Genomic DNA, 15,607 nt, shown 5'->3' with positions numbered 1-15,607 from the left:
TTCCCCGGGCGGCAGTATAGCCTCCTGATTCAACGGAACGCGTTACGTGGCCACTCCCCTGCCCCAGATCCTGAGCAACCTGCATGCCGCCGCCGAGGCCGCGGGCAGGCCCGATCCACGCCTGCTGGCGGTGTCCAAGACCCAGCCTGCCGAGGCTGTGGCCGCGCTGGCCGCACAGGGCCAGCACGCCTTCGGCGAGAACTACGTGCAGGAAGCGCTCGCCAAGATGCAGGCGCTGCAGCACCTGGCGCTGGAATGGCACCTGATCGGCCACCTGCAGTCGAACAAGGCCGATGCCGTGGCCAGCCATTTCGACTGGGTGCAGAGCGTGGACCGCCCCAAGCTGGTGACCGCGCTGGCACGCCATCGCCCGGCCGCGCGCGGCCCGCTGAACGTGCTGATCCAGGTCAACATCGACGACGAATCCAGCAAGCATGGCTGTGCACCGGAAGAAGTGGATGCACTGGCCGCCGAGATTGCCGCCGAACCCACCCTGCGCCTGCGCGGACTGATGGCGATTCCCGCGCCATGGCCCGAGGCCGAGCGCCGTCGGGATGCATTCGTGCGCATGCGCACACTTTTCCAGTCGCTGGCTGCCCAGCACGCGCAGGTCGACACGCTGTCGATGGGCATGAGCAGCGACTACGCCGAAGCCATCGCCGAGGGTGCCACCCTGGTGCGCATCGGCACCGCCCTGTTCGGCGCCCGCCCGCGCCCGGCTTGATTTTCCAAGGAGACTTCCATGGCAGCTGATTCCATCACCTTCATCGGCGGCGGCAACATGGCCCGCAGCCTGATCGCCGGCCTGATCCGCCAGGGCGTGCCGGCCGCGCACATCCACGTGGCCGAGCCGGTGGCCGAACTGCGCCAGGCGCTGGCCGCCGACTTCGGTGTGCAGGTGCACGACAACGCCGCCGATGCCGCCGCGCAGGGCCGCACCTGGCTGCTGGCGGTGAAGCCGCAGGTGCTGCGCGATGTCTGCCAGTCGCTGCAGGCACTGGCCCAGGCAAACCAGCCGCTGGTGGTGTCGATTGCCGCCGGCATCACCAGCGCCCAGCTGGAACGCTGGCTGGGCGGCAACCTGCCGGTAGTGCGTGCGATGCCGAACACCCCGGCCCTGCTCGGCGCCGGTGTGACCGGCCTGTACGCCACGCCCTCGGTGGATGCGCAGCAGCACGCGCAGGCCGAACAGGTGCTGGCCAGTGCCGGGCGCACGGTGTGGATCGACAGCGAGTCGCTGATGGATTCGGTGACTGCCGTTTCCGGCAGCGGACCGGCCTATGTGTTCCTGCTGGCCGAAGCGATGGAAGCGGCGGGTATTGCCCAGGGCCTGCCGGCCGACGCCGCGCGCACGTTGGTGGTGCAGACCCTGCTGGGCGCCTCGCGCATGCTGGATGAGGCTGGTGAGAGCCCGGCGGAACTGCGCCGCCGCGTGACCTCGCCCAACGGCACCACCCAGGCCGCGATCGAGAGCTTCCAGGCCGGTGGCTTCGAGGCCCTGGTGGATACGGCACTGCGCGCCGCGCAGGTGCGTGGGCAGGAACTGTCTGCGGCGAATGATTGATCCCCTGGGGTCAGATCCCTTTGCCGAGGCAAAGGGATCTGACCCCATCTACCCGATGATCACCGCCCCAATGTGGTCATGACGAAATCAACGAAGCACTGCAACCGCGGGCGCGGCCTGCGGTCGGGCAGGTAGATCAGGTGCATCGGCCGCGGTTCGGGCAGGTAGCCGCGCAGCAGCGGCTTCAGGCGCCCGGCGGCAATTTCGGCAGCCAGCAACGCCGTCGGTTGCAACACCAGGCCGGCACCGGCCACGGCAGCTTCACGCAACGCGAAGCCATCGTTGCAGGTCAGGCGTGCGTCCCAATCCACCTGTTCGCCATTGGCCAGCTGCCAGCCGTGGCCACCACGCCAGGCCAGGTGGCTCAGGCAGTCGTGCCCTTCCAGATCATCGGGTGTGCGCGGCGTGCCGCGCCGGCGCAGGTACGCGGGCGCCGCGCACAGGCTCATCGCGTACGGCGGCAGCGGTCGCGCCACCACTTCCTGCGACGGCAGCGGCCCCACCCGGATCGCCACGTCGAAACCATCCTCGATCAGGTCCACGCGGCGGTTGCTCAGGTCCAGCTCGATGTTCAACTGCGGCTGCGCGCGCAACAGCGTGGCCAGCTGCGGAGCCAGCACACAGCTGCCCCAGGTGGTCGGCGCGCTGACCCGCAGCAGGCCGCGTGGCTGCACCTGCAGGCCGGCCACATCCGCCTCGGCCTGCTGCACCTGCTCCAGCACCTGCCGGCAACCGGCCAGGTAGGCCCCGCCGGCTTCGGTCAGGCGTTGGCGGCGGGTGTTCCGCTGCAGCAAGGCCGTGCCCAGATGCGCCTCCAGCTGCTGGATGTACTTGCCGACCATCACCGCCGACACCTGCAGCTGTTCGGCAGCCCCTGCAAAGCTCCCGCGCTCGGCCACGGCGACGAAGGCCTGCATGCAGCGCAACGTATCCATTACTAATCCAGAGTTAGGAATCAGCGAAGCATACGCTCCTTACCTAACCCCTTTGTGAGGGTGCAGACTGCGCCCATCCCCCTCCTCAAGGAACGGCCATGAAGATTCTCCTCGTCGGTGCCAGCGGCACCCTCGGCCAGGCAGTCGCCCGCCAGCTCGGCCAGCATCACCAGATCCTTGCCGCCGGTCGCCACAGTGGCGAACTGCGCGTTGACCTGACCGACGATGCCAGCGTTGCCGACCTGTTCGCACGCAGCGGACCGGTCGATGCGGTGATCTCCACCACCGGCGCGGTGCACTTCGGCCCGCTGCAGGCGATGACGCCGGCACAGTTCAACCTCGGCCTGCAGGACAAGCTGCTTGGGCAGGTGCGGTTGGCGCTGGCCGCCCAGCACCACCTCAATGCAGGCGGTTCGATCACCCTGACCAGCGGGATCATCAGCGCGCATCCGATCCGCGACGGCGTCAACGCCACCGCAGTGAATGCCGCACTGGAAGGCTTCGTGCGTGCCGCTGCGCTGGAGCTGCTGCCACGTGGCCTGCGCATCAACGTGATCAGCCCCAACGTGCTGGTCGAGTCGATGGCCGACTACGGCCCCTACTTCCCGGGCTTCGAAGCGGTGACCGCACAGCGCGCGGCACTGGGTTACCAGCGCGCGGTGGAAGGCATCCAGAGCGGCGAGACGATCACGGTCTGGTAAGAAAAAGGGGACGGAGGGGATTAAGTCGTTTGTGCACTTGCGACTTAATCCCCTCCGTCCCCTTTTTCATTCCCAGCGCATCGGGCCGTCACCGCGTTCGCCGAGGACGTCACCGGGGTTGGCCAGGCGGCAGCGCTGCAGCGACAGGCAGCCGCAGCCGATACAGCCGGTCAGCTCATCGCGCAGCAGCTGCAGCATGTGGATGCGCTCCTCCAGCTCGGCGCGCCAGCGCGCGGACAACTTGGCCCAATCCGCCTTGGTCGGTGCGCGGCCGTCGGGCAGGCTCTCGAAGGCCCGGCCGACCGCTTCCAACGGCATGCCCACGCGCTGCGCTACGCGGATCACCGCCAGCCGGCGCAGCACGTCGCGGCTGTAGCGGCGCTGGTTGCCCGAAGTGCGCAGGCTGCTGATCAGCCCCTTGCGCTCGTAGAAGTGCAGCGCCGAAACCGCCACGCCACTGCGCTGGGAGACTTCGCCAACGCTCAGTTCCTGGGACACCATTGCTTGACCTCAACTACAGTTGAGGTGTCATGCTGCTATCTTCGCCGCCTGTTGACAAGCGCGGCCCGCATCTGACCCGTATGACCCCCACGCTCTCCCCCGCCAACGCCAGTTCATCGGCTGACACTTCGATCCTGTCCGCGCGCTACCGCGCCACCACCATCGGCATGGTCGCGCTGGTCGCGCTGCATGCCTTCGAGGCCCTCGCGGTGGCGGCCGCCATGCCGACCGTGGCCGTGGCACTGGACGGCCTGCGCCTGTACGCACTGGCCTTCGGCGGTACCTTGGCCACCAGCGTGATCGGCATGACCCTGGCCGGGCGCTGGGCCGACCAGCATGGGCCGGCACGGCCACTCTGGTACGGGTTGGCCTGCTTCGTGCTGGGCCTGCTGCTGGCTGGCTTTGCCATGCGCATGGGCATGCTGGTGGCGGGGCGCCTGCTGCAGGGCCTGGGTGCGGGTGCGATCTCGGTCTCGCTCTATGTGATGGTCGGGCGCAGCTACCCGGAGCACCTGCGGCCGAAGGTATTCGCCGCGTTCTCCGCAGGCTGGGTGGTGCCGTCAATGATCGGCCCCGCGCTGAGCGGGCTGATCGTGCAGCATCTCGGCTGGCGCTGGGTGTTCCTGGCCGTGCCGCTGCTGGCCATTCCGGCCGCGCTGCTGCTGCGCCCGGCACTCACGCGCATGCAACCCACCGATGGCGGCCTCGCCGACGATGGGCGAGGCAACGTGGTGCGCTGGGCCAGTGGTGCCTCGTTGGCGGCGCTGCTGCTCTACTTCGGCGGCCAGCAGCAGGGCCTGCCTGCACTGCTCTGCATCGGCGTGGCCATGCTGGCCCTGATGTTCTGCGTGCATCGCCTGCTGCCGGCCGGCACATTGATCCTGCGCCGCGGACTGCCCAGCGTGATCGCGCTGCGCGGCGTCGCGGCAGCCGCATTCTTCGCCTGCGAGGCCTATCTGCCCCTGCTGTTGCAGCGCGAACGCGGGCTCTCACCCAGCTGGGCCGGTGCCGTGCTCAGTCTTGGCGCACTGGGCTGGTTCGCCGGTTCATGGCTGCAGGGCCACCAGCAGCGTGGCTGGTCGCGCCAGCAGCTGCTGCGCATGGGCACGCCGCTGATGACGATCGGTATTGCCGCCACACTGGCCGTGCTGTTCAACGCAGTGCCGCTGCCGGTGGCCCTGGTCGGCTGGGCCATGACCGGCTTCGGCATGGGCATGATCTACGCCAGCCTGTCGGTGCTGACGCTGTCGTTGTCCGCACCGCACGAGCAGGGTGCCAACACCTCGGCACTGCAGCTGAGCGAAGCGCTGTCGGTGACCACCGCGCTGGCGGTTTCCGGTGCACTGTTCGCGCTGTTCGTGCAAAGCGCACCCCACACCGGCTACGTGCTGTGCCTGGCGATCACCTTCGGCCTGGCGCTGCTGGCCACGGTGATCGCACGGCGGGTGTAGCGCCGCCGGACTCCGGTAGTGCCGGCCGCTGGCCGGCAACCTCCGCGCACGCGGAAATCCCGTGATGGTGCCTGCCAGCGGCCGGCATTACCGGCATTACCGGGTGCCAGTCCCCATGTCATCGATATCCCGGTGAAGGATGCGCCGCACCTCCAGCACCGCCTGTGGGGTCTCCTGCACGCTGTGGCCGGAAATGATCACCTTCTCCGACAGTGCGGCCGGCAGGTGCGCGCTCCAGTACGGCACCAGCCCATCATCGGACTTTTCCACCGGCAGCTCCGGCTTGCGCTGGGCGATGATCGAGTGGTACTTCAGGCCCGCTTCGATCGGCAGCTGCGCGGACGCCTTCACGAATGGATCGCTGGCCTTGAGATTGTCGATGCTGTTGGGGATCTTGGGCTTGGCCGTACCATCGACCTGCTGTTCGGCCTGCGCCAGCGCCAGGAACACGTCCTCGAACTTGCCGAGGATGGTCAGCGGCAGGCGCACCAGGCGACCGATCAGGCGACCGACCTTGTTGCCGGCGATGTCGGTGCCCTGGTGTGGCGCGGCGATGAAGATCGCGCGCTCCACGTTCGGTTGCGCCTTGAAATGCAGCAGCGGCCCCAGCTTGTTCTGCACCCGCTTCAGGCGCTCGCCCTTCAGGTCGTAGTTGGCCAGCAGGTCATTCCACAGCACGTCGCCAGAGTCGCTGACCAGCAGGCGCGCCAGCACGCCGCCCATGCTGTGCCCGATGTAGACCATGTCCTTCGATGCACGCGTACTGCCATTGGGATCGAAGTGCTTGAGCGTATCGTTGAACGCATTGGCGATCTCGTAGCGGTTCAGCGCGATCGGCGCATTGGTCGGGTAATAGACCTGCCAGACCTGGAACTGCTGGCGCAGCTCGGGGTCGCCCATGATCTCGTTGGCTAGGTTCACCCAGGCTTCCGGGCTGCTGGCCAGGCCGTGCAGCATGAAGATGATGCGGCGGTTCGGGTCCCACGGCTGCATCAGGTAGATGTGCGGTTCGCCGATGCCCTCGCTCATGCCGAACAGGGTGCGCAGTGATTGCCGGGCGAAACCGCTCTGCGCCAGCCACAAGCCGTAGGCAGCCGTGAAGTTGCCGGCCAGCGGCACCTGTTCGCCGTGCAGGGTGATGCGCTCGGTGGCTTCCGGCGAATAGGCATCCAGTTCGACCCGGCGCGTGCGCATCACATCGTCCAGGCTGCTGCCCTCGAAGCGCAGCAGCGCAGTGACGTTGATCGAGGACATCTCGCTGAACTCAGGCACCGAGTCGTCATGGCGATGGCGGCGGCCACGGCGCGCGTCGTCCTCATCCTCCTGCGGCGTCTCGGCCTTGGGGCCATCGGGTGCGATCACCGGCGCGACCAGCTTCGGCGGGTCCATCACCATCACCAGCTCGGCACCGAACCCATCGCGGCGATAGGTACTGCGCAGGCCGACGAAGCTGACCGTGCCAGCCGGCACCAGCTGCGCGGGAATGCTCTTCAGGTTCAGCTGCTGGTAGTTGGAGGCCAGCGACCAGCTGCCGACCGTGAGCGGCTTCGTATAGTCCTCGCCGGCCAGCGCAGCGGCGCGTGCGCGCACGAACAGCACCACCGCCGCCTTCTCGGCCGCGTAGTTGTAGTAGTCACGCACCTGCGTCTGCCGGTCCTCGAAAGCACGATCAGACGGAGACCGGCCGCTGTAGAACAGGTAGGCGTAGGCATAGCGCGCCGCTTCCAGCCAGGCATCCAGCGCCGCATCGCTCATCGGCGGATCGCCGGCAGCGGTCTTCTTCGGGGTCAGCGCCAGCGCTGCCTTCACCCACAGTTCGGACAGCGCCGACAACCTCTGCTCGACATTGAGATCGTCGGTCATCAGCAGCGTGCTGCGGCAGACCAGGAAGTCCTTCTCGCACTGCGACTCGTCCAGGCCTGCCGCGCTGAGCGTCTCGCGCGCGGCCGGGCTGAGCTTGCCGGTGTTGAGCACGTCGGCACGCTTGTTGACCAGCGAATCACTGGATTTGACCTGCTTGACGGTGACCATCGCGCAGCCACTGCTGCCCAGCAGCAGGAAGACGGCGAACAACACCGGCAGCAGGCGCTGCCAGCGGGATGGGAAGAATCGTGTCATTACTGCGGGTCCTGCTCGGTGCCGGGCACGCCCTGGCGGATTGCGGTGGAGAAATTGGCGCCATCGCCCAGGTCCAGCGCACGCTGGGTGATGCGGCCCTTGTCGTGCAGCTCGGCGTACGGCACGCCCGGGGTGAGCGCGCCGACCTCCTGCGCGTACTCGGCCAGGTAACCGGACAACAGCAGGCGGTAATCCAGCGGCAGGCGCGGTGCGATGTGGCGGGCCAGGTCGAAGACGATCGTGGTGCAGTTGCTGGTCAACGTGTTGTAGAAGCCGGGCTTCGCATCCAGTTCACGGGCCTGCGCAATGTACGCAGCGAACAGTTCCTTCAGCTGCGCGCGGTCCATGCCATGCAGCCGGTACAGGTAGACATCCTCGCCACGCGCATTGGTGCGTGTGCGGATGATGTCGGTCTCCTCCGACGCCACCAGGGTCATCTCGAACTTGCGGAAGAAACCGCCCAGTGCCGAGAACGATTCACCGCGTTCCTTGCGGATCTCCAGCGAGAACACCACGTGGCGGCCATCCTCGAAGCCGAACGAGATCAGCGTGTGGGCGATGGCCGGGCCCATCCAGTACGACAGCACCAGGTCGGCCGAGCGCAGCTGGTCCAGGTCGTACTCGCGACGCACCCAGTGCGCGTCATAGTCGGTCTCGGTGCGCCAGGTGAAATCACGCACGTTGTTGAACACCACGTGGCGGCCATCGAAGGACACCACGTGCAGACGCTGCGCGACGTCGTCGGCCCACAGGCGGTCCTGGCGCGGGGTCAGCAGCAACCACCAAAGCACGGCCAGCGCCAGCGACGCGCCGAACATCAGGCCCGACCTGCGTGAACCGCGGCCACGCGCGATCCTCCACGACGCCCACAGGGCAACCAGCAGCCACAGCACGGCCACGCCGATGGCCAGCCAGCCCGGCCCCGGCAACTGGTACGCCAGCAGCCCGGTCACCCACAGCGCCGCCAGCGCTGTGGCACTTCCTGTCATCCAACGTCCTGCGGCGTTCACTGGCATCCTGTCGCGGTCTTGAAGCCGCATAGTTAGCCACAAGCCGGATCAGCGTGGCATCTACGGTCCGTTCAGGCTGGCCGGCGCAGGGTCGGCAGCGGCCCTTGTGGCCGCCTTCCACCACACAGGAGCAACGATGGGTATCACGTCCGTGGCCGGCGTTCCGGTCCAACCCCGGCACCGCGCCACCTGCCACTGCGGTACGGTCGAACTGCTGCTGGACCTGCCCGACGGCATCGTCGACCCGCGCCGCTGTGACTGCTCCATGTGCCGCCGCCGTGGCGCCATCGCCGCCAGCGTCACCCGCGCGGGCCTGCAGGTGGTGCGCGGGCAGGACCACCTGCAGCTGTACCAGTTCAACACCCATGTGGCCGAGCACTACTTCTGCGGCGTGTGCGGCATCTACACCCACCACCGGCGTCGCTCCAACCCGGACCAGTACGGCTACAACGTGGCCTGCCTGGAGGGCATCGACCCGTTCGCACTGGGCATGATCCCGGTCAACGACGGGGTCAACCACCCCGCCGACCGCACCGCCTAGTGGCGTGTGCGCCGCGGCGGTGCGGCAACCTTCTGCCAGGGGGCCATGCCGCTGCGCCCGGCCCGCACCGGGCGTTTCAGCCAGGGGCGACGGGGCGTCGCCTGCGGTTCGACGGCGACCGGGGGAGGGACAGGTCTGCGGCCGGGCCAGAGATGATCGAGCAGCCACATGGCAGATCTCCGTGGGGGACGGGGACGGCCTACGCTAGCGACACCTGGGCAAAGGACGGGTGATGGTGCTGCGGCAGCCAGATGACAGCCGCGCCCCCTCAGTCCTGCAGCCGTGACCGGCCCAGGCGGCGCACCAGCACGAAGAACAGCGGCACCAGCACCACCGCCAGCACCGTGCCGGACACCATGCCGCCGATCACGCTCATGCCGATTTCACGGCGACTGACTGCACCCGCACCGGTCGCCAGCGCCAACGGAATCACGCCGGCCACGAAGGCCAGCGACGTCATCACGATCGGTCGCAGGCGCAGGCGTGCGCCCTGCAGCGCAGCCTCCACCGCGGAGTTGCCCGCACGATAACGGGCCTCGGCGAACTCCACGATCAGGATCGCATTCTTCGCCGACAGGCCGATGGTGGTCAGCAGACCCACCTGGAAGTAGATGTCGTTGACGAAGCCTGCCGCCGTGGTCGCCAGCACGGTACCGATTACGCCCAAGGGAATCACCAGCACCACCGCCACCGGCACCGTCCAGCTTTCATAGAGCGCAGCCAGGCACAGGAAGATGAAAGCAATCGAGGCAAGGTAGAGCCAGATCGTCTGGTTGCTGGCCAGCCGCTCCTGGTAGGACAGGCCACTCCACTGCAGGTCGAATCCCGGCTGGTCCGCAACCAGCGCCTGCATGCGCTGCATCGCTTCACCCGAACTGCGTCCTTCCGCGGCGCTGCCCTGGATCTGCATCGCCGGCAGACCGTTGAAGCGCTGCTGCAGCTGCGGCCCGCGTGCCCAGTGGCTGCTGGCGAAGCTGGCGAACGACGCCATCTGGCCGTTGCCACCGCGCACATACCACTGGCCGATGTCGTCGGGCACGCTGCGGTAGGGCTGGTCGCCCTGCATGTAGACACGCTTGACCCGGCCGCGATCGAGGAAATCGTTGATGTAGCTGCCGCCCCAGGCCGCGGACAGGGTGGAATTGATGTCAGCCTGGGACAGCCCCAGCGCGCTGGCCTGGGCATGGTCGATGTCCAGCCGCAGTTCGGCCTTGTCGCCCAGGCCATTCAGGCGCACCGAGGTGAGCCCATCGTCTTCGCCGGCCGCACGCACCACCTGTTCCTGCGCCGCCTGCAGGGCCACGCGCCCGGCGGCGCTGGTGTCCTGCAACCACAGTTCGAAGCCGCTGGACTGGCCCAGTCCACGCACCGCCGGCGGTGCCAGTACATTGACCTTGGCATCCGGCAAGCTGCGGAAGTAGGCATTGGCACGCGTGATGATCGCCGCAGCGGTGTTGTCGCCGGTACGCTCATCCCAGGGTTTCAAGGCGAGAAAGCCCTGTCCGGCGTTCTGGCCGGTGCCGGCATTGTTGCGGCCGACCACCACGAACACCACGTCCAGGTTCTGCTTCTCGTGCTCCATGAAGTAGCGGCTGATCTGCTCGCCCAGCGCTTCGGTACGCGCCATCGGGGTGCCCTCCGGCGTGGAGAACTGGAAGGTCACCTGGCCCTGGTCTTCCACGGGCAGGAAGCCGGTGGGCATGCGCGCGTACAGCGCAATCATGGCGACCACCAGCAGCAGGTAGAACGCCATCCAGCGCCGCGGCCGGGCGACCACGCCACCGAGCTTTCCCTGATAGGCCAACTGGCTGCGCTCGACACCGCGGTTGAACGCCCTGAAGAAGCGGCCCTGCGGTTTCTGCGCCGAAGAGGGCTTGAGCAGGGTCGCGCACAGCGCCGGGGTCAGCGTCAGTGCGACCAGCGCCGACAGCGCCATCGCCGAAGCAATGGTGATCGAGAACTGGCGGTAGATGATGCCGGTGGAACCACCGAACAGGGCCATCGGCAGGAACACCGCGCCCAGCACCACGGTGATGCCGATCAGCGCGCCGGTGATCTCACCCATCGATTTTTCGGTGGCCTCGCGTGGCGGCAGGTGCTCGTCGTGGATGATGCGCTCGACGTTCTCCACCACCACGATGGCATCGTCGACCAGCAGGCCGATCGCCAGCACCATCGCAAACAGGGTCAGCGTGTTGATCGTGAATCCGGCGACCGCCAGCACGCCGAACGTGCCCAGCAGTACCACCGGCACCGTGATCGCGGGGATCAACGTGGCACGCAGGTTCTGCAGGAACAGGAACATCACCACGACCACCAGCACGATGGCCTCGATGAGGGTATGGATGACACCTTCGATCGAGACCCGCACGAACGGCGTGCTATCGCGGGGATAGGCGACCTGCAGCCCGGGCGGGAACGTTGGTCGCAGGCGTTCGATCTCCTCACGGACCGCATCCGCGGTGGCCAGCGCATTGGCCCCGGAAGCCAGCGTGACCGAGAAACCCGCCGCCGGATAGCCATTGAGATAGCTGCTGGTCTGATAGTTCTCGGCACCGATCTCCACCCGTGCCACGTCGCCCAGGTGTACGGCGGCGCCGCTGGGAAGCGTGCGCAGGATGATCGCGCGGAACTGTTCGGGCGTCTGCAGGCGCGACTGTGCGGTGACGGTGGCATTCAGGCTCTGCGTTGCGCTGGATGGCAACGCCCCCAGCTCACCGGCGGTGACCTGGGTGTTCTGGGCCTGGATGGCCGTGCGCACGTCGGCCGGCATCAGGTCGTAGGCGCGCAGCTTGTGCGGGTCCAGCCACACGCGCATCGCATAGGCCGAGCCGAACACATTGATCTCGCCGACACCCGGGATGCGGCTGATCGGATCCTGCACGTTGCTGACCAGGAAATCGGAAACGTCCACCCGTTCCATGCGCCGGCTGGTGTCGTACAACGAGACCACCATCAGCGAGTCGCCCTGCGACTTCGCCACGGTCACGCCCTGCTGCTGCACTTCCTGCGGCAGTCGGTTGATGGCCTGGTTGACGCTGTTCTGCACCTGGACCTGGGCGATATCCGGATTGGCGCTCTGGTCGAACGTGACCGTGATCCGCGCCTGCCCCGATGACGAACTGGTGGAGGAGAAGTACAGCAGGTGATCGATGCCCTTGATCTGCTGTTCGATCACCTGGGTAACGCTGTCTTCCACCGTCTGCGCCGAGGCGCCGGTGTAATTGGCGGTGATGTTGACCTGCGGCGGTGCGATATCCGGGTACTGTTCGATGGGCAGCTGGCTGACGGCGATCGCGCCGAAGGCCATGATGCAGATCGCCAGCACCCAGGCGAATACCGGGCGATGGATGAAGAAGCGCGGCAACATGGCTCAGCCCTTCCCGGCGGCTGCCGGCGCGACTGCCGCCACGGGCTTCACCTGCACCGCCATGCCATCGGAGAGCCCCTGTGCGCCGGCCACGACCACCCGTTCGCCGGCCACGATGCCATCCAGCACCAGCCACTGGTCGCCAATCGCCCGCGCGGTACGGAACAGGCGCAGCTTCGCCTTGCCGCCCTCATCCACCACCCACACCTGCGCCTCGCCCTTCGGGCTGCGGTCCACTGCAGACTGCGGCACCAGCAGCGCCTGCCGCTGCGTGCCCTGCCCCACCTGCGCGCGCACGTACATGCCCGGCAGCAGTTGCCCGGCGGGATTGGGGAAACGTGCCCGCAGGGTGATGCTGCCGGTTTCCTGCTGCACGTCGATATCGGCAAATTCCAGGGTGCCGGGCAACGGATACTCACTGCCATCGGACAGGCGCAGCCGCACTGCAGCGGTGGTGGCCTGCACGCCTCCGTCGGCGATCGCACGGCGCAAAGCCAGGTACTCGTTGCTGGACTGGGTGATGTCCACGTTCATCGGGTCGACCTGCTGGATCCGCGCCAGCGGATTGGCCTGGCCCGAGGTGACCAGCGCACCCGGTGTGAACAGCGCACGACCGATGCGACCGGCAATCGGCGCGGTAACCGTGGCGAAACCAAGCCGCGTGCGCGCGGTATCCAGGCTCGCCTGTGCCGCCTGCACCGCGGCTGCGGCCTGCTGCCCACTGGCGATGGCGTCATCCACGTCCTGGCGCGCGGCCAGCTGCTCGCCACCCAGCGCCTGCATCCGCTGCGCGCGCAGGCGTGCGGTGACCGCCGCCGCTTCGGCGGTTTTCAGGTTGGCCTGGGCCTGGTTCACTGCCGCCTGGTACAGGGCCGGCTCGATCTGGAACAAGGGCTGCCCGGCATGCACGGATTCGCCCTCTTCGAACAGGCGCTTGACCAGCACGCCATCCACCTGCGGGCGCACATCCGACTCCTGCGATGCGATGGTCCGCCCCGGCAGCTCCTGTTCCATCGCCAACGGCTTCTCCTGCAGGGTCAGCACTTCCACCTCATGAAGCCTGCCGGCCGGCTTGGGCGTCTCCTTGCCGCAGGCCGACAGCAGGCTGAGCAGAACGAGTGCAAACAGCGCCGGCCGGCGCATCCTCAGTGGCCGGGCGTGGCGTGGCAACGGGGTGTGCAGGAGGTTCATCGGTGGCCGGGATTCCGCGCGCCGGGGGGGAGACGCTCGGCGCCGAATATAGAAGACCCGTGCGTGGATTCCGGCGAATCGCGCATGAAACATTTTTCATTTGCAGTCACCGCGCGCGGTTGCGAGGATGGCAGCCATCCAACCTGCACACTGGCCCATGCCGCGCGTACTCACCATCGAGGACGACCTTGTCACCGCGGAGGAAATCGCAACCGAGCTGCGCAGCCATGGCTTCGAGGTCGACGTTGCCGTTGATGGCACTGCCGGCCTCGCATTGGCGCGTGCGGGCGACTACGCGGTGATCACCCTGGACCGCATGCTGCCCGGTATCGATGGCCTGGCGCTGGTCACTGCCCTGCGGCGCGAAGGTATCGTCACGCCCGTACTGATGATCAGCGCGCTGTCGGACGTGGACGAGCGCGTGCGTGGCCTGCGTGCAGGCGGTGACGATTACCTGACCAAGCCGTTCGCCTCGGATGAGATGGCGGCCCGCGTGGAGGTATTGATCCGTCGCCAGAGCCAGGCCGGCCCTGCAGACAATGTCCTGCGCGCCGGCGACCTCGAACTGGATCTGATGACCCGTTCGGCCCGGCGTGGCGGGCAGGAGATCAGCCTGCTGCCGACGGAGTTCAAGCTGCTCGAATTCCTGGTCCGCAATGCCGGCCAGGTGGTCACCCGCAGCATGTTGTTCCAGGAAGTCTGGGGCTATCACTTCGACCCCGGCACCAACCTCATCGACGTCCACATCGGCCGTGTTCGCAAACGCATCGAGCAGCCGGGCCGCCCGCAACCCATCACCACCGTACGTGGAACCGGTTATGTCTTCGATGCGCAACCCTGACCAATGGCGCTCGTCCAGCAGCCGCCTGCTCGGGTTGTACTGCATCCTGTTCGTCGCCTGGTCGAGCCTGCTGCTGGGCGTGATGTACTGGCGCATCTCGGACTATCTCAATGACCTGACCGAATCCGGGCTGCAGCAGCGTGCCCATCTGTTCATGGCATTCGACGGCCAGGCACTGGACGATGCATTGCGCGACAGCCAGCGCTTCGACCTGCACCAGGTGTACACCTACGGGTTGTTCGACCGCCGCGGTTCACCCATGGGCGGCACGCTGATCGCCATTCCCGAGGGGCTGCCACTGGATGGCCGCTCGCATCCGGTGCAGGGATGGACGCTGGCCGGCGGCCGGCACGACAGTGGTGGCAACGCGCTGGGCATTGCGACCCGGGATGGGCGGACGCTGGTGTTCGTCCGCCAGAACGGCAAGCTCACTGCGGTCAACAGCATCATCCTCGATGCGCTGTTGTGGGGGGTATCGCTGACCGTCATTCCCGGCCTGGTGGGCTGGCATCTGCTGCGCCGGCGCCCGCTGAAGCGGATCCAGCAGATCGAAGCCGCCACCAACCGCATCGTGGCCGGTGACCTCGGTCAACGCCTGCCGGTATCCAACCGTCGCGACGAGATCGATCGGCTGTCGAGCATCGTCAATGCCATGCTGGAACGCATCGAACAGCTGATGACCGAGGTCAAAGGCGTGTGCGACAGCATCGCCCACGATCTGCGCACCCCGCTCACCCGACTGCGGGCGCACCTGTACCGCATGCGCGTCGGCCTGGACGAGCAGGATCCGCATGCCGACCCGCTGGACAAGGCATTGGCGGAAACGGACATGCTGATGGCGCGCTTCACCGCGCTGCTGCGGGTGTCCGAACTGGAGAGCCACCAGCGACGTTCGGCCTTCGACGAGGTCGACGTTGCCGAGCTGCTGCAGGAACTGCACCAGTTCTACCTGCCTCTGGCCGAAGAGAAGCAGCAGTTGCTGGAGCTGCAGGTGGACCCACAGGTTGGCCTGCTGCGTGGCGACCGTGAACTGTTGTTCGAAGCGGTGGCAAACCTGCTGTCCAACGCCCTGCAGTTCACCCCTGCGCACGGGCGCATCCTGCTGCGTGCAGTCGACGATCACGGCGCGCCGAGGATCGATGTGATCGACAACGGGCCCGGCATCCCGCCGCAGGACCGCACGCTGATCTACCAGCGCTTCTTCCGAGGCAGCAGCAGCGCCGGCCAGGGGCCGGGATTCGGCCTGGGCCTGTCGATCGTGGCCGCCATCGCCGGCCTGCACGGCTTCCGGCTGCGCGCAGGCAGCGCCCCGGGCGGTGGCGCCTGGCTGAGCATCCGCGGCGCCTCGGACGGCCTGCCCTGACATCCACCCCGGACAACTCAA

At 67.4% G+C, this 15,607-nt stretch carries 13 protein-coding genes; 7 read left to right on the top strand and 6 right to left on the bottom strand.

Translation table 11 applies throughout. The features are described from left to right. The first annotated feature begins 46 nt into the window (after positions 1-46). Entirely contained in the window at positions 47-724 is a 678-nt protein-coding gene (locus AC5P57_RS01105; protein ID WP_262236049.1) for a YggS family pyridoxal phosphate-dependent enzyme, read from the top strand. A gap of 18 nt (positions 725-742) precedes the next feature. Continuing rightward, complete coding sequence (gene proC / locus AC5P57_RS01100) at positions 743-1,564, top strand: pyrroline-5-carboxylate reductase (RefSeq protein WP_262236048.1); 822 nt, start codon at positions 743-745, stop codon at positions 1,562-1,564. Positions 1,565-1,623: 59 nt separating this feature from the next. Here proC and AC5P57_RS01095 read toward each other — a convergent pair whose 3' ends face one another. Next, a complete protein-coding gene (locus tag AC5P57_RS01095) occupies positions 1,624-2,499 on the bottom strand; it encodes a LysR family transcriptional regulator (protein ID WP_099553948.1) in 876 nt (291 codons plus the stop codon). A 98-nt stretch (positions 2,500-2,597) separates the two neighbouring features. On the opposite strand from AC5P57_RS01095, the gene AC5P57_RS01090 reads away from it, so the two are divergent. Beyond that, entirely contained in the window at positions 2,598-3,200 is a 603-nt protein-coding gene (locus AC5P57_RS01090) for a short chain dehydrogenase (protein ID WP_099553946.1), read from the top strand. Positions 3,201-3,266: 66 nt separating this feature from the next. Here the strand turns inward: AC5P57_RS01090 and soxR are convergent, their stop codons facing one another. Beyond that, positions 3,267-3,701 carry a redox-sensitive transcriptional activator SoxR gene (gene soxR / locus AC5P57_RS01085; RefSeq protein WP_099553943.1) on the bottom strand — a complete coding sequence of 145 codons (435 nt, stop codon included), beginning with the start codon at positions 3,699-3,701 and terminating at the stop codon, positions 3,267-3,269. Between the two features lie 29 nt (positions 3,702-3,730). Here soxR and AC5P57_RS01080 point away from each other — a divergent pair, with 29 nt between their 5' ends. Then, positions 3,731-5,152, top strand: coding sequence for an MFS transporter (locus AC5P57_RS01080; protein ID WP_262236045.1), 1,422 nt, complete (start codon positions 3,731-3,733; stop codon positions 5,150-5,152). Between the two features lie 96 nt (positions 5,153-5,248). On the opposite strand, the gene AC5P57_RS01075 is transcribed toward AC5P57_RS01080, so the two are convergent. Together AC5P57_RS01075 and AC5P57_RS01070 are read right to left on the bottom strand one after the other, a co-directional pair. Beyond that, positions 5,249-7,270 (bottom strand): esterase/lipase family protein, encoded by a 2,022-nt coding sequence (locus AC5P57_RS01075; RefSeq protein WP_099553939.1) that lies wholly within the window; start codon positions 7,268-7,270, stop codon positions 5,249-5,251. Then, complete coding sequence (locus tag AC5P57_RS01070) at positions 7,270-8,259, bottom strand: Lnb N-terminal periplasmic domain-containing protein (RefSeq protein WP_447385411.1); 990 nt, start codon at positions 8,257-8,259, stop codon at positions 7,270-7,272. Before AC5P57_RS01070 ends, AC5P57_RS01075 begins: the two co-directional genes overlap by 1 nt. Before the next feature lie 157 nt (positions 8,260-8,416). Here AC5P57_RS01070 and AC5P57_RS01065 point away from each other — a divergent pair, with 157 nt between their 5' ends. Further along, on the top strand, positions 8,417-8,821 hold the full coding sequence (locus AC5P57_RS01065; RefSeq protein ID WP_180851415.1) for a GFA family protein: 405 nt from the start codon (positions 8,417-8,419) through the stop codon (positions 8,819-8,821). Positions 8,822-9,089: 268 nt separating this feature from the next. Here AC5P57_RS01065 and AC5P57_RS01060 read toward each other — a convergent pair whose 3' ends face one another. Both AC5P57_RS01060 and AC5P57_RS01055 read right to left on the bottom strand, forming a co-directional pair. Continuing rightward, on the bottom strand, positions 9,090-12,191 hold the full coding sequence (locus AC5P57_RS01060) for an efflux RND transporter permease subunit (RefSeq protein ID WP_262236040.1): 3,102 nt from the start codon (positions 12,189-12,191) through the stop codon (positions 9,090-9,092). A 3-nt stretch (positions 12,192-12,194) separates the two neighbouring features. Then, positions 12,195-13,382 carry an efflux RND transporter periplasmic adaptor subunit gene (locus AC5P57_RS01055; protein ID WP_262236038.1) on the bottom strand — a complete coding sequence of 396 codons (1,188 nt, stop codon included), beginning with the start codon at positions 13,380-13,382 and terminating at the stop codon, positions 12,195-12,197. Positions 13,383-13,539: 157 nt separating this feature from the next. Here AC5P57_RS01055 and AC5P57_RS01050 point away from each other — a divergent pair, with 157 nt between their 5' ends. Further along, positions 13,540-14,223, top strand: coding sequence for a response regulator transcription factor (locus AC5P57_RS01050; RefSeq protein WP_099553929.1), 684 nt, complete (start codon positions 13,540-13,542; stop codon positions 14,221-14,223). Beyond that, positions 14,210-15,586: a sensor histidine kinase gene (locus AC5P57_RS01045; RefSeq protein WP_099553927.1), complete on the top strand. Its 1,377-nt coding sequence runs from the start codon at positions 14,210-14,212 to the stop codon at positions 15,584-15,586. Before AC5P57_RS01050 ends, AC5P57_RS01045 begins: the two co-directional genes overlap by 14 nt. Positions 15,587-15,607: the final 21 nt, after the last annotated feature.

This window comes from Stenotrophomonas sp. YJH_SMC_79, assembly GCF_059367995.1.
The sequence above is the reverse complement of the archived record's forward strand: the minus strand, read 5'-3'. Positions and strand labels throughout refer to the sequence as shown.